A 22,576-nucleotide genomic window follows, 5' to 3' on the forward strand; every position below is an offset into this window, starting at 1 on the left:
AACAGAATAATTGAAATAACACTTATGATAAATCTGTTAGTGCTTGCTTTAATAATTCAAAAACTGTTGAAATCTCTTCTTTTTTTGAAGTTCCAACCGATAGTCTAAACCAATTAGAATCTTTTGACGTTCCAAATGCATAAAAAGGTACTATCGCAAGTTTAGCATCTGTAAGCAAATAGCTTGTCACTTCTTGTATTGTAGATAATGTTTTGCCAGTAGACGTTGTTTTACCGATAAGATCAAACTGAACTGTTAAATACAAAGCTGCTTCTGGCTCAATCGCATTAACAGGGAAACCTTCAGATTTAAGTTTTTTAAAGCCGTCGTAAAAACGATTCAATCTAAAATCTAATTCACTTTTTATATGGTCCAAATAAGTTGATACAGCTTCCGTTTGATTTAAATATGATGCGGTTGCCATCTGTTCTGCCTTTGGTGCCCAAGCTCCAATATGACTTAACATCGCTTTCATTTTATTGATGAGATGACTAGGTCCAAATGCCCAACCTACACGAACTCCTGTAGCCGCAAAAGCTTTTGAAATACCATCAACAAAAATGGTATACTCTCGCATTTCTGGAACTAAATCAACAGGATTGTAATGCACTGTAGAACCATAAGTTAATTGCCAATATATTTGATCGTAAAGCACATATAAAGGTTTCATATTTACTTCCGCTCTACGTTTGTTTTCATCAACAACCAACTGAGAAATCTCAGTTAAGGTTTGTTTGTCAAAGGTTGTTCCGGTAGGATTTAATGGAGAACACAATGCTATTAAATTCACATTTTGAATATGAGGTTTAATATCGTCAACAGAAGGCATGAATTTATTCTCAGGCTTAGTTTCAATAATCACAGCATTGTTTCTAGCCAAGTATGTATATGCATCATTATTCCAAGAAGGCACAGGATACAATACAGTATCTTCAAGATCTAAAATCGTTTGGTAGATAGCATAAATTAATGGTCTTGCGCCTCCTGAAATTAAGATTTCATTTTTAGAATAGTCAAGTCCTAGGTTCTGTGACAAATAAGAAGAAACACTTTCTCGAAGCACTTCCATTCCATTTGCAGCAGGATAATTTGTTTGATTGTTATTGTATGCAGAAACAATTTCTGATTTTAATTCTTGAGGAATAGGAAAAATACTAGCATCAAAATCTCCAATAGTTTGGTTATAAATAATCTCTCCTTGCGCTTTCAGAGCATTGACTTCTCCTGCAATTTTTATAATTTCTGAACCTTTTAAACCTTTGGCTAATTTTGATGTTTGCATAACTTTCAACTATATCGTTTTCGTTTTGCAAAAGTAAGGCATAATTAACGAATTTAGAAATGGCTTTTTCCTTACTAAAAGAGCTGACTGGCCACAGCTTGAATATTATCACTCTTACCCATAGAATAGTAATGCAGCACAGGAATTCCAGCCTTTTGTAATGCTTTAGATTGTTCAATGCACCATTCAATTCCGACTTGCCTTACCTGACTATTATCTTTACATTTAACAATTTCAACAATTAAATCTTCTGGTAAATCAACGTGAAAACGATGCGGAATCATATTCAATTGCTTTTTAGTTGCTATTGGTTTTAAACCTGGAATAATTGGAACAGTAATCCCTTCGTTTCGGCACTTGTCTACAAACTTGAAAAATTTATCATTATCATAGAACATTTGAGTTACAATATACTCAGCTCCTTTTTTAATTTTCTTTTTTAAGAAGTGGATATCACTATCCAAGCTTGGTGCTTCGGCATGTTTTTCGGGATAAGCAGCAACGCCAATACAGAAATTAGTTGGTGATGAATTCAGCAACTCATCATCTAAATATTGACCATTATTTAATTCTGAAATCTGAGTCACTAAACCACTAGCATAATCATGACCTTCTTTTTCAGGTTTGAAATAGGTTTCCGTTTTTACAGCATCACCGCGAAGTGCCATCACATTATTAATTCCTAAAAAGTCAAGATCGATTAAGAAATTTTCGGTGTCTTCTTTTGTAAATCCACCACATAAAATATGAGGAATGGCATCTACACCGTATTTGTTTTGAATGGCAGCACAAATACCAACTGTACCTGGTCTCTTTTTCACAATTTGTTTTTTTAACAAGCCATTACCAACATCCTTAAAGGTATACTCTTCACGATGATAGGTTACATCAATAAAAGGTGGTTTAAACTCCATTAACGGATCTATATTATCAAAAATAGATTGGATATGCTGTCCTTTTAATGGTGGTAAAATTTCGAATGAAAACTGTGTGTTTCCATTGGCATTTTTTATATGTTCTGTTACTTTCATATTTTAATCTGCTAAATTAGGGTTTAACCATTTTCTGGCTTCATCTTCACTTATATGTCTGCGCTTAGCGTAATCTTTTAATTGATCTTCGGTAATTTTTCCTAATCCAAAATACTTAGCTTCTGGATTGCCAAAATAGTAACCGCTCACACTTGCAGCTGGCCACATGGCTAAGCTTTCAGTTAGTGTTACTCCTATTCGGTTTTCAACATCCAACAAACGCCATATTGTTGCTTTTTCTAAATGATCTGGACATGCTGGATAACCTGGAGCTGGACGAATACCTTTATAAGTTTCTTTAATTAATTCGTCATTAGTTAAATCCTCATTTTTGGTATAGCTCCAATGTTTTGTTCTCACTTCTTTATGCAAGTATTCTGCAAAAGCCTCAGCCAATCGATCGGCTAATGCCTTTATCATGATTGAATTATAATCATCATTATCCGCTTCAAATTGTTGAGCTAATTCTTGTGTTCCAAAACCTGTGGACACACAAAATGATCCAATATAATCTTGTTTACCTGAATCTTTCGGTGCAATAAAATCTGATAAAGCATGATTTGGAATCCCCTCTCTTTTGCTCAACTGTTGTCTTAGCGTTAAAAATGTTACTTTAAGGTTTTCATTTTCATCATACACTTCAATATCATCATCATTGACTGAATTCGCAGGAAACAATCCGAAAACAGCCTTTGCTTTCAATAGTTGTTCATCAAAAATACGCTTCAAAAGTTCTTGAGCGTCCTTGAATAATTCTTGTGCTTGTGGTCCAACAATGGCATCAGTTAAAATGTCTGGATATCTTCCATGGAGATCCCAACTTCTGAAAAACGGACTCCAATCAATGAAACTCTCCAATTTGGTGATATCGAAATCATCTATAATTTGAATTCCTAGTTGTACTGGTTTTACAATTTCTGAAGACTTCCAATCTATCGGATATTTATTTTTTCGAGCGTCTTCAATAGAAATATATTCCTTCCGTTTTCCGCGTATTAAAAATTGCTCACGAAATTTATCATATTCTTCACGTATTTGCTCTTTATACGTATTATTATCTTTTTTCAATAAATTTCCAACAACCGTTACAGCTCTGGAGGCATCATTAACATGAACCACAGTATGATTATAATTAGGTGCGATTTTTACTGAAGTATGAGCTTTTGATGTTGTAGCGCCTCCAATGATTAATGGAATCGTTAAATTTTCTTTGGTCATAGCCTTGGAAAGGTATACCATCTCATCTAATGATGGCGTAATTAAACCGCTTAAGCCAATAACATCAACCTGTTCTTTTATGGCAGCTTCAATAATTCGTTCTGGAGGAACCATGACTCCTAAATCGATGATTTCATAGTTATTACAACCCAAAACAACACTCACAATATTTTTACCAATATCATGGACATCGCCTTTAACAGTAGCCATTAGAATTTTACCAGCAAATTCTTGCTTACCATCTTTTTCGGCTTCTATGTATGGTTGTAAATAGGCAACTGCTTTTTTCATAACACGAGCTGACTTTACAACTTGTGGCAAAAACATTTTTCCGCTTCCAAAGAAATCTCCAACGACATTCATTCCAATCATAAGGTGACCTTCAATCACATCTATTGGTTTGCTAGAGGCTAATCGAGCTTCTTCTACATCTTCAATAATAAAGGCATCGATTCCTTTAACAAGACTATGTGTAATTCGGTCTTGAATTGATTCACTTCGCCATTCTAAAACCTTAGTAGCATCTTCTTTTTTGTTTCCTTTTACAGTTTCAGCAAACTCCAATAAACGCTCAGTAGCATCTTCACCTCTATTAAATAAAACATCTTCAACATGTTTTAGTAAGTCTTTCGGAATTTCATCATATACTTCTAACATGGTAGGATTTACGATTCCTAAATTCATTCCGTGTTGAATAGCATGATAGAGAAAAGCAGAATTAATTGCTTCTCTAACCGTTGTATTCCCTCTAAATGAAAATGACACATTACTCACACCTCCTGAAACGTTAGCATAGGGTAGGTTTTCTCGAATCCATTTGGTGGCATTAAAAAAGTCTAGAGCATTTAGGCGATGTTCTTCCATTCCTGTAGCGACTGGAAAAATATTTGGATCGAAAATAATGTCTTGTGGTTTAAAGTGAACTACATGGACTAAAATGTCATAAGAACGTTTGCAAATCTCAATCCGTCGTTCGAAGGAATCAGCTTGTCCAGTTTCATCAAAAGCCATAACAATTACGGCTGCTCCATAGCGTTTTACAAGTTTTGCTTGACGAATAAATTCGGCTTCACCTTCTTTTAAGCTTATAGAGTTGACTACACATTTTCCTTGAGCTACTTGCAAGCCAGCTTCAATGATTTCCCATTTTGAGCTATCAATCATTAATGGAATACGAGCTATATCAGGTTCTGATGCGATAAGGTTTAAAAACTTAACCATCGCATATTTACCATCTAGCATTCCTTCGTCCATATTGACGTCTAGGATCTGTGCTCCACCTTCAACTTGATCTCTTGCAACACATAGGGCTTCATCGTATTTTTCATCTTTTATTAATCTTAAGAACTTTCTTGAACCTGTGACGTTGGTGCGTTCTCCAACGTTAATAAAGTTACTTTCTGGCGTTACCACTAAAGGCTCAAGACCAGATAAGGTTAGATATTTTTTATAATCACTGTCTGCCATTATACTTGAACTTTAATTGATCTAGGTTTATAATTTTGAGCTACTTCTGCGATGGCTTTGATATGATCTGGATTTGTTCCGCAGCAACCTCCAATAATATTTATTAATCCATCTTGAAGGTAATCTTCTATTAATACTTGCATTTGAAGTGCTGACTGGTCATATTCGCCAAAAGCATTTGGTAAACCTGCATTAGGATGTGCAGAAGTATAAAACTCTGTTTCGTGTGATAGTCGTTGTAAATATGGCTTCAATTGCTCTGCTCCTAAAGCACAATTAAAACCAACACTTAATAAAGGTATATGAGAAATAGAAGTTAAAAATGCTTCTACTGTTTGGCCAGATAATGTACGACCTGAAGCATCAGTTATCGTTCCAGACACCATAATAGGAATATCTATTTGACGTTCTTCTTTCACTTCTTCAATTGCAAATAATGCTGCTTTTGCATTGAGCGTGTCAAAAATAGTTTCTACTAGGAGAACATCTACTCCACCATCCAACAAACCTTCAACTTGCTGTTTATATGCAACGCGTAATTCTTCAAAAGTAATGGCTCTGTATTCTGGTTTATTAACATCTGGAGACATGCTTGCTGTCTTATTTGTTGGTCCAATGCTACCAGCCACAAATCGAGGTTTCTCAGGATTTGCTTTGGTAAATTCATCGGCAACTTGTTTGGCTATTTTCGCAGATTCGTAATTTAGTTCATAGACCAAATCTTCCATGTTATAATCTGACATAGCGATTGTTGTTCCTGAAAAGGTATTGGTTTCAACAATATCTGCTCCTGCTTCAAAATATTTTCGATGCACCTCAGCAATTGCAATTGGCTGTGTCAATGACAACAAATCATTGTTCCCTTTTAAAGATGTTGGATAGTCCTTAAAGCGTTCTCCTCTAAAATCTTCTTCGGAAAAGTTATAGCGCTGCAACATCGTTCCCATAGCTCCATCTAGAACTAAAATTCGTTGTTGTATTTCTTCTTTTATTGTACTCATGAGCATTTTTCTTATACATCAAAAATTTATCAAGGTCCTCAAAATAAATCTCGCTTTATAGGTAGCGTAATTAAACCAAAAGTCAAATAGACTTTTTGTCGAGTGTACTTAATAGAAAATGTTAAAAAGAAAATGCGTAAAAACAGGTGAGTAATTACGTTTGGGTTATCTATCCAGTTTTCGATTAATGAATCGAAAGTCTAAGTAGAATTTAGCACCTTCTTTGATAAATTCAAAGGGTTGCTAAGGTTTCATAGGGTCTAATCCCTCCACCTTTCTTGATAACATTTCAGTAAGTTCTTGAACTTTGTGAACACAAATATAGCAACAGAAAAATTAGAATGCCTAATTTATTATACAATTTTGGTCTTTTTTTATGAGATTCTTAATTTGAAGTCATATCATTGGAGTATATACAATATAAAACTTTCAATTCATGTATAGCACAACAAAACTGAAAGTTAGACCAGCTTATTTTTCTAAATATTTTTGACGAATAATATCTCCAATTGGCACATTTTGAATTTTGCATTCTAACCAAGAAATAACATCCAAATATAAAAATGCTCTACGTTCGTAAGGATGATCTTCATATTTTTTTAGACTATCTCGTAAGGTTTCAAAAGCTTTTTTTATGTCTTGAGGATAAATATATTGAAGGCCTCTTAAGAATTTAATCATTTCTTTTTGAACTTCGTACAGATCATTGGTCTTTATTAAAAATTTATAAGTGCTTTTCAATAAAGGCTCAATATTAGTATCTAAACCTGCCTCATAATGTGCAACTAGATTCAATATACGAGCAAAACATTGCAAATCTTCACGTATCAAAAATGACTTATTACTAATGATCTTATCTAAATAAAAAATGCATTCTTTATTATTGCCATAACCAAAATGAATATTAGCAAATTTGTAATAAAAAATCATGACATGGTGATCATCTAATCTATCTTTAAATGTATCAAGTTCATTTTCGATTTTTGGTATTATACGAACACCTTCTTGGAAACTACCATCAATAAAATACAGATTAATAGAATTGAGATTTAGATAAAGGAAGGTTAAAGCTTCAACGTTTTCATCCTTAGGGAATTTTTTTTCTGAACTGATATTTTGAAATTTCAATAAATGATATTGAAACTTTTCTTTATTACCCACAAAAAATAAAGCCTCCAATAAATAGTTGTTTCCTTTTAAAAAAAAAACTGGATTGACAGTAATCATCTGAGGTTGCTCATAAAATAAATCCACCCATTTTAGTGCATATCTATAACAATTTCTAAAATCTTGTAATAAGAAACTGTACCATAAATACGCATTAAATAACCATAATTTTTCTCGAAATCCGAGATTTTTTATATTGAATTCTGGAAGTCTATCGTTAAAATAATTGATAATATCTTTGCTTTCATTTTCATTTTTCGCATAACCAGTTTTAAGAATTATACTATATAGCTGCAGTGATAAATTAGATAATTTACTGGCAATTTCATTTAAAGAACTCAACTCTTCTGCCTGTATTATCAGTTCGTCAGTCCTTGCGTTAATTCTTCTGGTAATATATTGAGACTCAATTATTTTTTCGAGTTCTACAATTTCGTAAGCCAAGGTTTTTTCTTCATTTTGAATTGCAACTTCCTTTGATTTATCTAATATTTTCAGGCTTTGTTTATACAATCCCTTATGATACAATATTGACGCAAAATCCAATTGCTCTCTAATCTGGGATCTTATATTTTGATGTGAAGGGTTAAGTTTAAGGCTTATTAAAATTTGCTTGTACAAATGTGCTTTTACATTAGCCAATTGTTGTTTTTTAACTATGCCTCGTTTTAGGATAGCAGCCTCATCATAGGTTTTTGATTTATCTAAAAAATTAAAAAGATTTAAAAACTTTGAGTCTTGGTTTACATCTAAGCGACCAACATACAATTTAAATTGTCGTTTTTCAGATTTGGTTAAGGATTTAACCAATAAAAATAAATTGTCTTTTTGGTCTTTGGTCATCAAATAAAATTTGATTTATAATGTCAAGTTAAACAAAAACAGTAATAAATAACCAAAGTATAAATTCATAAGACAACAGAAAAATATATTTTGATAAATGTCTAATAATAGAGTCAAGATTAAGAGCGTCTTAATACTTATCTTATTAGCTTTTAATTTCCTTTTAGTTTTGCGTTTTTAGTTTCAATATTATATGTACTTTTGTCATCAATAAAAAAAGAGGAAAAATTTGTTCTGATTGCAACCTCTTATACTGAAAACTCAGTATACTAAAAATGCTAATGCAGTTAGTTTATAACTTCTCTAGCGACCAAGCAATCTCAACAAAAATATAGAAACAAATATTTAAGAGATTATGGCATATTTATTTACTTCAGAAAGTGTTTCTGAAGGACATCCAGATAAAGTAGCAGATCAAATTAGTGATGCTTTAATAGACAATTTTTTAGCTTTTGATAGTGAATCAAAAGTTGCTTGCGAAACCTTAGTGACTACTGGTCAAGTAGTTCTTGCTGGTGAAGTAAAATCGAAAACCTATTTAGATGTTCAAAAAATTGCTCGTGATACCATTAACAAGATTGGTTATACAAAGAGTGAATATATGTTTGACGGAAATTCTTGTGGTGTCTTTTCTGCCATTCACGAGCAGTCTGAAGACATTAATCGTGGTGTAGATAGAGCTAGTAAAGAAGAACAAGGTGCAGGAGATCAAGGAATGATGTTTGGTTACGCAACTCGCGAAACTGAAAACTATATGCCTTTAGCTTTAGATTTATCTCACAGAATCTTAAAAGAGCTTGCTGATCTTAGACGCGAAAACAAAGAAATTACATACTTACGACCAGATTCTAAAAGTCAGGTTACAATTGAGTATAGTGATGACAATTTACCTCAACGTATAGATGCAATTGTGGTGTCTACGCAACATGATGATTTTGATAATGATGAAGATATGTTATCAAAAATCAGAAAAGATATTGTTGACATTTTGATTCCAAGAGTGGTTGCAAAATTACCAGAAAACATACAAGTATTATTCAATAATGATATCACCTATCATATTAATCCTACTGGTAAATTTGTAATTGGTGGACCTCATGGAGACACAGGATTAACCGGTCGTAAAATTATTGTAGACACTTATGGAGGTAAAGGCGCTCATGGTGGTGGAGCTTTCTCAGGTAAAGATCCAAGTAAAGTAGATCGTAGTGCTGCATATGCAACTAGACATATTGCTAAAAACATGGTAGCTGCAGGAATTTGCGAAGAAATTTTAGTTCAAGTAAGTTATGCTATTGGTGTTGTTGAACCGACATCAATATTTGTTGAAACATATGGAACTTGTCCTTTTAATGTCACTGATGGAGAAATTGCTGAAAAAATATCTGAGATTTTTGATATGCGACCATCAGCAATTGAAACTCGTTTAAAACTGCGTAAGCCTATTTATAGTGAAACCGCAGCATATGGCCATATGGGAAGGGATCCAGAAACAGTTAGCAAAACTTTTGAGCAACCAAATGGAGAACCTATTACTCTTGATGTAGAATTATTTACATGGGAAAAACTAGATTATGTAGATAAAGTTAAGACTGCATTTGGCATATAGACTTTAAAAAATAGAATTAAAAAAACCTCTAAGTATAAAATTTAGAGGTTTTTTTATGTTTTTAATTTTGATTTCCTTTTCGATTTGGAGTTCTAGGTTTAGGCCATTTTTCTTGTTTGCCTGTTCTTGGATTAATTGGTAAAACTATTTTTTCTGTCGGAGTTTTATCTGGATCTTCAGAAGCCATATAAACTAAAATTGCTGTTAAAATAGCATTACTACGCACGTCATCAAACACTATTTTATCATAAGTGTCTCTATTGGTATGCCAAGTATAATCGTGATACGACCAACCTAAAGCACTTAGATCAAAGGCTGGAGCTCCAGCTGCTAAAAAAGAAACATTATCAGAGCCACTGGATTTAGGTGAACCTGGAAATTCTGTTTTAATATGTTGTGTGATATCATTAGGTACAGCAGCAAGCCATCGCGTTAAATATTTATATGAATGTAAAAAACCAGCTCCAGAGATATTTACAACACGACCAGTACCATCATCTTGGTTAAAAAGTGCTTGAATATTATTTACAATTTCTGGATGATCTTCAACGAATGCACTCGAGCCATTCAAACCTTGTTCTTCGCTATCCCAATGACCAACTAAAATGGTGCGTTTTGGATTGGGATAAAACTTTTTAAGTAAACGCATAGCCTCCATCATTACTATTGTCCCTGTGCCATTATCTGTAGCTCCTGTAGCACCATCCCAAGTATCTAAATGCGCAGATAAAATAACATACTCTTCTGGTTTTTCAGAACCTCTTATTTCTCCAAGCGTATTAAATGCAGGAGCAATGCCTAAATCTTTAGATTCAGCAACTATCTTTAATTTTGGAATATTTCCAGATTCAGTCAATCTATAAAGCATTGTATAATCTTCAAGTTCTAAATCTACATGCGGAATACTCTTTGTTTTCGCGTTAAAAATTCTGTTAACCCCAAAACCTTTAGACCAATATGAATCTATGATTCCTGCTGCTCCTGCATTTTCAAATACTGAAACAATACTTCTTGAATTATATCCAGCCCTTCTAAAATTAGCATACCATCCTGAAACCTGATCATTTCGTTCATCCTTCATTTTTTTGTAAGATGCTTCAGTCGCAAATGCTTTCCAGTTGTCATCAGGTCTTCCTGTAGGTTGCTTCATGGACAGCAAAACAAATTTGCCTTTAACATTAGGCAACCAATTAGCAAACTGCAAAGAATCGATCACTTTTGGCATTACAATAGTTTCTGCTGTAACACCTTTTGAACCTGTACTAGGATTCCATGCCAATTGCATTCCTGTCAATGTTTCTAATCTAGGTGACAACATATCAATATGTGTAACACCTCGTTCCCAAGCCTTCCATGTTCCCCATTGTTCTGTTTTAGCTGAAATTCCCCAACCTTGATATGTTTCAACAATCCAGTCGCCAGCTTCCTTCATTTGCGGTGTTCCTACCAAACGAGGTCCAATAACATCCATAAGTTGATGAGCAAGTATTTCGAGTTGTGAATTCACAACAGCTCCTTGAATCATATTATCAATAACCTTCTGCTGCTCTTGATTTTGTGAAAATGAAACTAATGAGACTAAACATAAAATAGAACATAATACAGTTAACTTTTTCATAGGCTATAACAAACTAATAAATGAATTTGTGTGAATTTGAATAGCACTAATTTACGGAATGTTACCTAATTCTCAATATATTAAAGAGAACACACGCAACCATTTTAAATGTTTTGCATCTAATAAACAAAAACGAAGTTGTTTAAAACATTTTTAGGGGTAACGGTGTTTTAAAAGATTGATCCACATATATATATTTCATAATAAAAAAAGCCTTCTCAGTTGAGAAGGCTTTTTTATAAATTAGTTGAAATTAAAACCATTATCCTCGACTTCGTCCCATTCGGTTATCACGAAATTCTTTCATCTTCTTAATAAGGGTTGCTTGGTAGTCTTCTTTTGTTATTTCTTTCCCTTTATCTGGTGCTTCAATTTCTAAAGTCTCTTTTGGATTTAAAACAAGTTTAGAACACAACATTGTTGTATCTCCTGCACTCACTTCTAATATTAATCCAGGAAGCCCCCAAAATTCTGATGGTCCATGACCTACAGGAATTTGTGGTGCATACCACGTTTCTACTTCAGTCATAGGAATCTCTGGCTCTATCGTTTCTCCTTCTGCAGTTTCAGTAGTATTATCTCTTCGAATTTTATTCCAAGAAAATGAATACCAAGTTAACTCATCTGATGGAATAGAAGCCGTAGCTTTAAAGCAGGTATAGTTTCCTATTTGTTTGGTTTCGGTTCCCATGACCCATTCGATAGGCTGTAATTTATCTTTAACCAAAAAGCGTTTTCCGTAGAATTCTTGATCTTGGATTTGCGTATTGGTCTTCACATTTTTGTATTGATCTCCTGCAGCAAAATTTTTGCCCCAAGAATCTGTTGCGCCAGACATGGCATCTAGTTTATCATTTTCTTTAAAGAAAGATTCTTCTTTATTAAAGTTTAAAACATAGGTTTTTTCTAATCTGTTTTTCAGATTTGCCATGACTTGCTTTTTTTGAGCTTCACTAAGTCGTTTTCCCCAATTACCTAAGTCCATTGTAGATTTAGAGATATAAATGGCTTGTCCTTGAAAGTTTTGAGCATTTAAATTAAATGTCATTAAAAATATAAATGCAATAAAGGTCAATTTTGAAATTAGTACTCTCATAATATGGTAAACTGTTGGTTAATTGTTTAACAAATTTAACAAAAAGCTAAACAATACATGTGTCTTTACCATAAAATTAACAACAAGCATCTATTATAGAGGTTACTAAAGAAAAAGCCTTCTCAAATGAGAAGGCTTTTTTATGCGTTAAGGATAGAGGCTTTGTTGAAGCTCCTCGAAGAGAGCGACTGCCGAGAGCCTGACCAACTGAAGCATAAGCGTAAGTTGGTAACGCCCAAATATTATAAGGTATAAATCATCCTAAACGTTATAAATCTTGGCTGAATAAATGTTTCTGAACTAAATACAGAAATATTACTTGAACTATTACTCACCTTAGAATCAATATCTAATAAGTTTGATGCTTTAACTTCAAATTCCCAATTGGCATCTTTATCTTTTCTATAGGCTAAACTCGCATCCCAAGTCTGGAAAGATTGAGAAGGTCTAACACCATCATCTTGATTAGTATATGTGTAATCTGTTCTAAATGTTACAGATTTCCATAGGTATGCATCAAATTCTACTGAAGGTGAATTTGTTATAAACTTTGTAGATGTAGAACCTTGATCGTTGTTTGTTATTGAATACGCATATCTCAATCTCACATTTGGTGCTTCTCTAAAATTTGTACGTAATTCTGGTGTGTATCTTTGCGTGAAATTCTCACTTACTGTTCGTCTATCCTCAACAATTTGGTTTTGTTTAGAATACGATAAATTAACACCTAATCGCGCTCTAATCTTTTTAAACGTTCGCTCAACTCGTCCAAACACACTAGCAGATTCGTCTGCAAAATTTGAGTTGAAATAAGAGCTTGTTCTAATCACATTTTCAAAATTTGTTGTACTTCTTATTTGATCAATATTCTTACTATAATTAGCAATAGCAAATACGTTGGTATAATTAAAAAGGTTAAAACTGAAATATCGCAAACTCAAATTGTGAGATAATGAATTTTGTAATTCAGGATTTCCATAACTAATATTGCTAAAGCTATTTAAAACTAGTCCTTCGGCTAAATTTGTAACATCAGTAAAAGAGTTACTCATATTATAACGGAAAGTTAAACTTTCGCTCTTTTTAAATTGAATGAGCGTTTCTAGCTCTGGCATTACTCTAAAGAAGTTATCTTTATTTTCTACACCATACTGTGTGTTCTTGTTTCCGTAGGAGTGCAATGAAAGTCCAGGCGTAATAGTAAATTTCCCTGTTTTAACTCTATAACGAAATCCTAAATACACATCACTAAAATTATACTCAGTATCATTTTCATTTCTCAAGAGATCTCCTTCACCATCTGTTAAAGTTGCTACTGGATCAAAATATGAACCATTATCTAAAAACTGAAAAATATTAGAGTTGAACTTTTGGTTACTTAAAATAGTACCTAAGGTTAGATTAATATTACTCTTGTTATTCAAGATATAGTAGTAATCTACTTTAGCGTCCAATTGATTAGACTTGATGCGTCTATCTTGGTTTAGGTTATATCCAAATTGATCTCTATCAAATCCTAACGCTAATGCGGTATTATCAAAAGCATCCTGAGCTTGAGGAGGATCATCATTATTTGTTGGGTCATTTACTAGTAAAGCATTATAAAATGGATCTTCGTCTTTTATTAAATGTTGCGCTTCAAGCGCAAAAATATTTTTCTCATTTAACGTATAATAATAGTTTAGGTTTTGATTGATGCTAAATGGTTTTACTTCGTCTAATTCTTTTGTAATTCCTACAACAGAAGAGGCTTGAATTTGTTTTTCTGAATCACTAGAAAGACGACCAAGTAGATCATAATCTAATTGATTATTGAAGTTTGGTTTATAAGACGCGCTTAACTTTGCAATTCCTTGATTAGTTGCTTCTTTTCCTATTTCAACTGTTTCTTCGTCAGGGATTCCTAAATCAGAATCTGTATAAGTAACAAAATTTTGTTCTCGAGTTCTTAAACGTGTGCTATTATAGATTAAGAATCCGCTGAGATCAAGTGCTTTATTAGGAGAATAACTAAAATTACCTGCCGCAAGTTTTGTTTCAATCTCTTGAGCATTACCAAGATTCGTTAATCCACCAAGTCCGTTATCTCCTAAATTAATACTTGTCCCACTGCTTTGGCTAGGTCGTCTAAATCCACCACCAAAGTTTCTAATGTCACGATTTGTTAAGGCAACTTCTCCAATATTGTTTAAATCTCCTATGACGTTAATACTATATTTTGGACTGTAATAAAACAACTTGGGTTGCACTAGGTATAATTCTTTATCTGGAGCGGTTCCCGCTCCTGCAGTAATATCACCAAACCAGAAATTTTCTTTTCCTTCTTTAAGTTTGATATTAATTGCAACATTATCTTGATTATTTTGAACACCCCTTAACTGACCAACTTCTGAATAATTACGAAGAACTTGAATCTTATCAACGGCATTAGATGGAATATTTTTTGTTGCCAATTTTGAATCACCATCAAAAAAATCTTTTCCATTAACCATTAATTTATTGACGACTTTACCTTCGACTTCTATTTGTCCGTCGTCATTAATTTCGACACCAGGTAATTTCTTGAGAACGTCCTCTAGTTTACGTTCGGAACCATCCTTAAAAGAGTCTGCATTATAAATTAGGGTATCTCCTTTGATGGTTACGGGCATTTCGTAGGTTAATTCTACTGCAGCAAGTGCATTATCATATTCAAGATTAAAGTCTTTATTAATGTTTTCTTCTTTGGTTGCTACCTCAACAGAAAGTGTTTTCATACCTATATAACTGACTTGTATCGTATAGGTAGTATTCTTATCTAAATCAAGCTTAAATCGACCTTTATCATTGGATATGGCATAAGAAGCCATAGACTTTGTTGCTTTATTAATTGCAATAATATTTGCCAATTCTAAAGGGCCACCAATACTATCTTTTACAACTCCTTGAACTGTAATTTGTGCACTAGTTATGCTAGTTACAAGCAGTAACGCTAGTAATATAAAATTTCTCATTTGTTGGATTATGTTTCTTTGATTATTTCTCTTTGGAAAATTGAAACTTTAAAAGTTAGTATTAATGTCTTGGGCCTCTTCCGCCTCTTCCGCCACCATACATTTGTCTCATTTCTTCAATCTTCTCTTTCATAATGGTATTGTATGCTTCACGAGTAACGACTTCACCTGTATCTGGTTTATTTATCTCCTCTTTTTCCTGCGGATTCATCACTATTTTAGTACAAAGAATAACGGTTCTATCTGCTTGAATTTCTAAAATCAAGCCTGGAAGTCCGTGATATTCACCTGGTCCAGTACTTACTGGAATTTGAGGTGTATACCAAGCTGTAACTATTACAAACTTGGGAACTTCAAGCTCATCTAGAGGATTGTCAAATTCAGTTTTTGTCGTATCTGTCGTTTCTTCACCTTCTTTCTTTTCATCATTATCTTTTCTACCTCTTCTACGCATGCTCATAAAATCCATTTCATCAACAGGCTTTGTTGTGGTCGCTTTGAAACAAGTGTATTGTCCAATTTTCTTTGTTTCACTGCCAAGTTTCCACTCTAATGTTGGCAGAGAATCCTTTACTAAAAACTGTTTTCCGAAAAACTCTTGCTCTTGCAAAATCACATTATCTTTAACATTTTTATATTGAGGACCACCAGTGAAGCTACTCATCATTCCTCTCCAAGGGCTACTTCCAGAACCTGGAGCATCAAGTTTTTCTTCTTCTTTGTATGTCGATTCACTACGATTAAAATTGAGCACATAGGTTTTTTCTAACATACTTTTCATTCGCTCAGCGATTTGCTTTTTTTGCTGATCACTCATTTGACCTCCTCCAAAATCACCCATATCCATAGTGGTTTTAGTATGGTAAGTGGCCTGACCTTGAAATTCTTGAGCATTAAGGCTTAGGGATACAAATAGCATTAATACGATACTACTTAGTCTTGAGAATAATGTTTTCATGTTAACTGAAGTTTGATGTGTTTAACAAATTTATAAAAGTATTAAACAGAAATTATTTTATTTATAATATAATTAACATTCAAAAATACTTTAATTAAACACATATGACTTCAAAAACAAATAATAGTTAAATTCGAAAAGGTTAAAATTTTCTTAAACTTTTACAGATAATTAACCTCCAATTCTAATCTCAATATTCTCACCATCTCTGCCTCTATCATTCGATCTATAACGCTCTTCCATTTCTTTCATCTTCTTCTCCATAATTTTATCATAAGCTTCTTGGGTTAATTCTTTGCCGTTTTCAGGCACAACAATTTCAGATGCATTTTTAGGGTTGAGAACAATTTTACTACATATAACGGTTTCGGTACCATCATTAACTTCTAAAATCAATCCTGGCAATCCATGATAATTTCCTGGCCCTACACTAACTGGAATTTGAGGTGTATACCAAGCTGTAATGGTTATTTCCTTCATTTTCGGTTCCTTATTAGCAGTATTCAAATCTTTATCGCCATTAAAACTAATTCCGCTTTCAATATCTTCAATCTCTCGTGTTGTTGTTGCTTTAAAACAAGTATAATCTCCTATATTTCTGGTTTCAGATTCTAACTTCCATTCAATATCTTCTAAATCATCTTTTATTAAAAACACCTTACTGAATGATTCATTTTGATTGACAAAACGTTTCTCTTTTATGTTTTTATACAATATATCAGAACCGCCAGACATAATCATTACCATATTCATGCCTTGTGGATTTGGAGCCGACAATGCTTCTTCTTCCTCATAAATGGATTCTGTTTTATTGAAGTTTAATATATAGGTTTTCTCAAACTGCTTTTTTAGCATTTCCATCATTTGGTCTGCCATACCAGAAGCCATTTGAGTGCTATCTAGTTTAATATCGATTTTACGCTTTGATTTGTAAGTTGCTTCCCCTTGGAAATCTTGTGCACTAATACTTGATGAAATTAGTAGTGTTATACCTACAACTATAATTTTAATTAATGAGTTCATGGTTATTGTTTGTTTTTATAATATTTAATTGCTGCTTTTCTTATTGTCTTTACACTTTTTAGAAAGCCTTTTGTATCATTCGTATTTCCTTTTACTTTATAAGACAATGTAGTACTTTCACCGTTAGACATCTCATCTCCATTACATATAATTTCAAATGACAAGGGTTCATTTCGTTCTGATAAACCGATGATCTCTTTGATGTCTTTAACAACAAATGTAGACTCAATATCTTCGGCAGAATCAACTGTTACAGACACATCAATATTACTAACTCTAACATCATCTGTAGTCACTTCTCCTGTAACTCTATTGGTTTGACCAAAACTAACTGTTACAAGAAATAGCATTAAGATTTTAAATACATTTTTCATTTTATAATTGTTTTATGATTAATACACTACAAATATATAAGTCACTACTAGCACAATTAGTTAACCAGTGTTAACGTGTGTTAACCGATTAGCTTTTATAGGTTTTAACATTTACATTTGAATCATGAACGATTCGAAATTCAGATACATATTATATATTATCATCGTTGTAATTCTATCTACGATTGCAATACAAACCTATTGGAATTACAAAAACTACTTGTCTAGTAAGCAGCAATTAATTTCTGATGTTCAATCAAGTTTAGATAAAGCTGTTGATGATTATTATACAGATCTAGCACACCAAACTACTCTTGCTCTAAAATTTGAAGGTAATGCACAACAAGAGGTCTTTAGAAAGAATGGTGTTTTAGAGCAAATAACAAAAACAATTGACGAAAGCAAAAACCAGCTAGATGGATTAGATTCAATTAGTATTAGCGAAATAAATGGTGTTACTATACTAAGAGGACTAGATGCCGACTCTCTAATGAATCATAAAAACCATAAAAGAAATGTTTGGATTGGTGGAGATTTAGATGATCCGTTTAGGGAATTAAGAAAAAATAATGACAGTACGAACCTCACAAATTTTGAAATGCTAACTTCTAAAGTTATGATTTCAATCACAAGTGACACATTAAATCTTAATACTATTGACAGTTTAATCACTAAAGATTTAGGTCTAAAAAAGATGAATTTTGATTTTAGCTTAGATTATCTAGAGTCTGTTGAAAATAAACTATTTGATAATCGTCAAATCATCAAATATGACAAAGAAGAATTGATAGATAAAAATCAACTAAGGGCAGTTTCTAATTCTGCGTTTTTACCGAAAAACAGTGAATTACATATCTATTTTAAAAATATAACATGGCTTGTTTTTAAACGCATTTTAAGCGGCATGATCATTTCGCTTTTAATTGTTCTTGCAGTTATAAGTTGCTTATTTTATTTGCTAAAGATTATCAAATATCAAAAGCAATTGTCTGAAGTTAAAAACGATTTAATTAGCAATATTACACACGAGTTTAAAACACCAATTGCTACCATTGGTGTTGCTTTAGAAAGCATTAAGAGTTTTAATGCTATTGACGATAAAGAAAAAACAAAAACTTACTTAGATATGTCTAGCACACAATTATCTAAACTAAATACTATGGTTGAGAAACTTCTAGAAACAGCCACACTAGACAGTGAGAATTTAGAACTTAATAAAGACCGTTATAATATTTCAGAAGTCATAACTACTGTAGTTGAAAAGCATAAAATGCAAAATGACAAATCGATAACTTATGATCTCGATGACAACGTATTTATTAATGTAGATGTGTTTCATTTTGAAAATGCTATTAATAATATTATCGATAATGCATTTAAGTATGGAGGCGATGAGATTGAGGTTTTGCTAAAAAGTAAATCATCACAAATAGAAATAACAGTTTCAGATACTGGAACATCACTATCAAAAGCGAATAAAGATCGGGTCTTTGAACAATTTTACCGTGTTCCAAAAGGCAACACACATGATATTAAAGGATTTGGAATAGGATTATATTACACCAAAAAAATCATTGAAAAGCACAGCGGTACAATTCAAATTCAACTAGACAAAAATAAAACGACGTTTAAAATCGTCTTGCCATATGCATAAAACAACCATTTTACTTGCTGAAGACGAACCAGCTTTAGGACAAATTATTAAAGAAAGTTTAGAGACTAGAGACTTTAATGTGTTGTTATGTGATAATGGAGAAAAAGCATTAGAAACCTATCAAACAAAAAGTCCAGAGCTCCTCGTTCTAGATGTAATGATGCCAAAAAAAGACGGCTTCACTTTAGCTAAAGACATTAGGGCTATTGACGATGCTATTCCCATTATTTTTTTAACTGCAAAATCACAAACTCAAGATGTAGTTGAAGGATTCACAATTGGTGGTAATGATTATCTCAAAAAACCGTTCAGTATGGAAGAACTTATTGTTCGAATCAACAATTTGCTCAACCGAACTAAAGTTCAAAAGACATCAGAAATACTACAGTTAAGCGAATACACTTTTGATTTCCCTAAGCAAATTCTGCAATTTCAAAAGGAGGAACCTATACAACTCACACATCGTGAAGCACATTTGCTATTTCATTTGGTGAAAAATAAAAATAGTGTTCTTGAACGTTCTTTAATCCTTATTAAACTTTGGGGAAGTGATGATTTTTTTAATGCCAGAAGCATGGATGTCTTTATTACCAAGCTTCGTAAAAAGCTAAGCAAAGACAATTCAATTCAAATTTTAAACGTTAGAGGTTTTGGGTACAAATTAATATGCTAAAAGTGGTTTGATTTTTGTACTTTTCAAATCATTATGCGATACTTTATTTACATCTTCTTTTTTCTTTCAATTTCAACCAATAGTCAGGAAATTATTGATGCTACATTGACAAGTTCTACAGATCTTGAAATAGATCAGATTGTTTCCATAGATAATTTTGAAACGTTTTATTACTTACAAAATAACATCCTTTATAAAGAAAGTAAGGATGGTACTTCAATAAATTACAGTAATTATCAATTAGGTGAAATCTCAACAGCCAACGCCTTCAATCCTTTAAAAATTAATTTATTTTATCAGGATTTTAATTTGGTTGTTATTCTAGATAATCGACTTGCTGAAATTTTTAAAGTTGATTTCAATACTGTCCAACCTTATAAAAATGTGAATTTTGTTTCCACTGGATTTGACAATACGCTTTGGGTATTTAATGTCGATTTTCAGCAGTTAGAATTATACGATTACAAAACAAACAAAACACGTTTTTCTGCAGTTCCTGTGCAATCTTTAGTATTAGATTTAGAAAGTGATTACAACTATTGCTGGCTACTTACCGAAAACTATTTGTATCAATATAATTATTTTGGAAGTATGATTTCTAAAATTGAAAACACAGGCTTTACCGAATTATCTAAAAGTAATGGGCATCTTATTTTAAAAAAAGAAGACACTTTATACTTTAAACACAAGAAAAAAGAAGACATCACACCTATAAATCTTCCAAAATTGTTAATAAATCAGTTTTTATTGACCAATGAAACCTTGTATATTTACGATCTTGAAAAACTCCATAAATACCAACTAAAAACCAATTAGATATGCACGTTGCAGTTGCTGGAAATATAGGTGCTGGTAAAACAACACTTACAAAATTACTCGCTAAACATTTCAAATGGGAGCCTCAACTTGAAGATGTTGTGGACAATCCCTATCTCGATGATTTTTACAACCAGATGGAACGATGGAGTTTTAATCTACAGGTTTATTTCTTAAACAGTAGATTTCGTCAAGTCGCGCAAATTCGTAAGAGCGGTAAAGACATCATTCAAGATAGAACCATTTATGAAGATGCGCATATTTTCGCACCTAACTTGCACGCAATGGGCTTAATGACCAATCGCGATTTTGAAAACTATCGTTCGCTTTTTGATTTGATGGAATCTTTTGTTGAAGGTCCAGATTTATTGATTTATTTACGTAGTTCTATTCCAAATTTAGTGGCTCAAATACATAAAAGGGGACGTGATTATGAAAATACAATTAGTATTGATTATCTAAGCCGATTAAATGAACGTTACGAAGCTTGGATCACTAAATATGATAAAGGCAACTTATTAATTATTGATGTTGACAATCTTGATTTTGTTGCAAATCCTGAAGATTTAGGAGATATCATCAACAGAATTGATGCACAAATTAACGGTTTGTTTTAAAACTCAATTTCCGCTTATTTTCTTTAATTACACTTAAACTTGTTGGTTTCAAAACCATACATAAACTATACGCATACAATATAGTTGGCACTGCGTCTATGTTTTGTCACCCAAACGTTGTAACTTTAGTAACAAACTAATTGACAACCGTTACTAGTCTTTTCAGTTCAAACTGAATTTTCTTATACCACCTTTTAATAATTTCTATAATTACTTTGAAAAAGAAACGTACGTGTCGTATGAAGTAACTCTCAAAAAATTAATGTAATTCTAAAGCTGTTTAATTAGCTACATTTGATTTAATAACTATTCTTTTTTGAAAGCAATCACTAAATATTGGTTTTTAGAAGGGTTTAACCTTTTTAAAAAACTTGGAATTCATAATATGATGCGCATTTGTGAAATTCTAGAAATGGATAATTTCAATAAAGGGGATTTAGTATCACTTAAACATGAAAGTGACAGAAGTGTTTTCTTTTTAAAAAAAGGAAGTGTAAAGATTGTAAACACCGCAAATGACTCAGTAAAATATATAGTGAAACGAGGTAATATTTTTGGCGAACTTTCCCTTTATAATAAAGAAGCTGCTAAAGAAGAAATAGCATACGCTTTAGAAGATAGCATAATCTGTTATATCGAAACTGATCAAATGGAGAAACTTATGGAAAAGCATAAATCTCTTAAAAATGGAGTTCTTAAAATTTATGGACTTCGCATCAAGAAACTCGAAAGACGATTAAGTGATTTATTATATAAAGACAGTGCAACACGAATAAAAGAATTCATTATTCAATTCATTAAAGAATTTGATGAAGGAAGCAAACCAGATCAGTTTGTAGCAAAAAACCTTTTATCACATAAAGAGATTGCTAACCTTACGAACACATCAAGACAAACTGTTAGCAATGTCTTAAGCTCAATGCGAAAAAAAGGGTTGATAGATTACAATACGCAAATCATTTCGTATACAGAAAAGGCAGATATATAAAAGGCTATAAACACATTGATCGTTGCCATAGTCTAAATTGAAAGTAATTTTAACATATTTCGACAAAATAAAAACTAACCGATTGACAACAAAATGAAACTAACCAAAACTCTAGGCTCTTTAGACTTTCTTGCTTCTATTTTAGTTG

General features: G+C 32.5%; 17 protein-coding genes and 1 riboswitch. Of the genes, 6 read left to right on the forward strand and 11 right to left on the reverse strand.

The window, feature by feature from the left end; translation table 11 throughout:
• Positions 1-22: 22 nt before the first annotated feature.
• The 5 genes from RH81_RS13400 to RH81_RS13420 all read right to left on the reverse strand — a co-directional run bounded on the left by RH81_RS13400 (position 23) and on the right by RH81_RS13420 (position 8,009).
• Positions 23-1,282: a pyridoxal phosphate-dependent aminotransferase gene (locus RH81_RS13400; RefSeq protein WP_033961147.1), complete on the reverse strand. Its 1,260-nt coding sequence runs from the start codon at positions 1,280-1,282 to the stop codon at positions 23-25.
• Positions 1,283-1,356: 74 nt separating this feature from the next.
• Positions 1,357-2,313, reverse strand: coding sequence for a methylenetetrahydrofolate reductase [NAD(P)H] (gene metF, locus RH81_RS13405; RefSeq protein WP_033961149.1), 957 nt, complete (start codon positions 2,311-2,313; stop codon positions 1,357-1,359).
• Between the two features lie 3 nt (positions 2,314-2,316).
• Positions 2,317-4,998 carry a methionine synthase gene (gene metH, locus RH81_RS13410; RefSeq protein ID WP_033961150.1) on the reverse strand — a complete coding sequence of 894 codons (2,682 nt, stop codon included), beginning with the start codon at positions 4,996-4,998 and terminating at the stop codon, positions 2,317-2,319.
• Positions 4,998-5,999 (reverse strand): homocysteine S-methyltransferase family protein, encoded by a 1,002-nt coding sequence (locus RH81_RS13415; protein ID WP_033961152.1) that lies wholly within the window; start codon positions 5,997-5,999, stop codon positions 4,998-5,000. The genes metH and RH81_RS13415 overlap by 1 nt, the downstream gene beginning before the upstream one ends.
• Positions 6,000-6,161: 162 nt before the next feature.
• Positions 6,162-6,287: riboswitch (SAM riboswitch) on the reverse strand.
• A gap of 183 nt (positions 6,288-6,470) precedes the next feature.
• On the reverse strand, positions 6,471-8,009 hold the full coding sequence (locus RH81_RS13420) for a hypothetical protein (RefSeq protein WP_033961154.1): 1,539 nt from the start codon (positions 8,007-8,009) through the stop codon (positions 6,471-6,473).
• Positions 8,010-8,364: 355 nt separating this feature from the next.
• On the opposite strand from RH81_RS13420, the gene metK reads away from it, so the two are divergent.
• Positions 8,365-9,618, forward strand: coding sequence for a methionine adenosyltransferase (gene metK, locus RH81_RS13425; RefSeq protein WP_033961157.1), 1,254 nt, complete (start codon positions 8,365-8,367; stop codon positions 9,616-9,618).
• Between the two features lie 61 nt (positions 9,619-9,679).
• On the opposite strand, the gene RH81_RS13430 is transcribed toward metK, so the two are convergent.
• The 6 genes from RH81_RS13430 to RH81_RS13455 all read right to left on the reverse strand — a co-directional run bounded on the left by RH81_RS13430 (position 9,680) and on the right by RH81_RS13455 (position 17,680).
• The gene (locus RH81_RS13430; protein WP_033961163.1) at positions 9,680-11,236 is read right to left on the reverse strand and encodes a M20/M25/M40 family metallo-hydrolase; all 1,557 of its coding nucleotides are present in this window, start codon (positions 11,234-11,236) and stop codon (positions 9,680-9,682) included.
• Between the two features lie 262 nt (positions 11,237-11,498).
• On the reverse strand, positions 11,499-12,332 hold the full coding sequence (locus tag RH81_RS13435) for a GLPGLI family protein (protein ID WP_033961164.1): 834 nt from the start codon (positions 12,330-12,332) through the stop codon (positions 11,499-11,501).
• A gap of 242 nt (positions 12,333-12,574) precedes the next feature.
• Complete coding sequence (locus RH81_RS13440) at positions 12,575-15,325, reverse strand: carboxypeptidase regulatory-like domain-containing protein (protein ID WP_033961167.1); 2,751 nt, start codon at positions 15,323-15,325, stop codon at positions 12,575-12,577.
• Positions 15,326-15,386: 61 nt separating this feature from the next.
• A complete protein-coding gene (locus RH81_RS13445) occupies positions 15,387-16,283 on the reverse strand; it encodes a GLPGLI family protein (RefSeq protein ID WP_033961169.1) in 897 nt (298 codons plus the stop codon).
• Positions 16,284-16,454: 171 nt separating this feature from the next.
• Positions 16,455-17,306: a GLPGLI family protein gene (locus RH81_RS13450; protein WP_033961170.1), complete on the reverse strand. Its 852-nt coding sequence runs from the start codon at positions 17,304-17,306 to the stop codon at positions 16,455-16,457.
• A gap of 2 nt (positions 17,307-17,308) precedes the next feature.
• Entirely contained in the window at positions 17,309-17,680 is a 372-nt protein-coding gene (locus RH81_RS13455; protein ID WP_033961171.1) for a hypothetical protein, read from the reverse strand.
• A gap of 124 nt (positions 17,681-17,804) precedes the next feature.
• On the opposite strand from RH81_RS13455, the gene RH81_RS13460 reads away from it, so the two are divergent.
• From RH81_RS13460 to RH81_RS13480, 5 genes are all read left to right on the forward strand, one after another.
• On the forward strand, positions 17,805-19,334 hold the full coding sequence (locus RH81_RS13460; RefSeq protein WP_033961172.1) for a sensor histidine kinase: 1,530 nt from the start codon (positions 17,805-17,807) through the stop codon (positions 19,332-19,334).
• Positions 19,327-20,007, forward strand: coding sequence for a response regulator transcription factor (locus RH81_RS13465; protein ID WP_033961173.1), 681 nt, complete (start codon positions 19,327-19,329; stop codon positions 20,005-20,007). Before RH81_RS13460 ends, RH81_RS13465 begins: the two co-directional genes overlap by 8 nt.
• A 33-nt stretch (positions 20,008-20,040) precedes the next feature.
• On the forward strand, positions 20,041-20,823 hold the full coding sequence (locus tag RH81_RS13470; protein WP_033961174.1) for a hypothetical protein: 783 nt from the start codon (positions 20,041-20,043) through the stop codon (positions 20,821-20,823).
• A gap of 2 nt (positions 20,824-20,825) precedes the next feature.
• Entirely contained in the window at positions 20,826-21,440 is a 615-nt protein-coding gene (locus RH81_RS13475; RefSeq protein WP_033961177.1) for a deoxynucleoside kinase, read from the forward strand.
• A gap of 316 nt (positions 21,441-21,756) precedes the next feature.
• Positions 21,757-22,428 (forward strand): Crp/Fnr family transcriptional regulator, encoded by a 672-nt coding sequence (locus RH81_RS13480; protein ID WP_033961179.1) that lies wholly within the window; start codon positions 21,757-21,759, stop codon positions 22,426-22,428.
• Positions 22,429-22,576 lie beyond the last annotated feature (148 nt).

The sequence above is a fragment of the Psychroserpens jangbogonensis genome, from assembly GCF_000797465.1.
In the GTDB taxonomy this organism is placed as follows: Bacteria; Bacteroidota; Bacteroidia; order Flavobacteriales; family Flavobacteriaceae; genus Psychroserpens; species Psychroserpens jangbogonensis.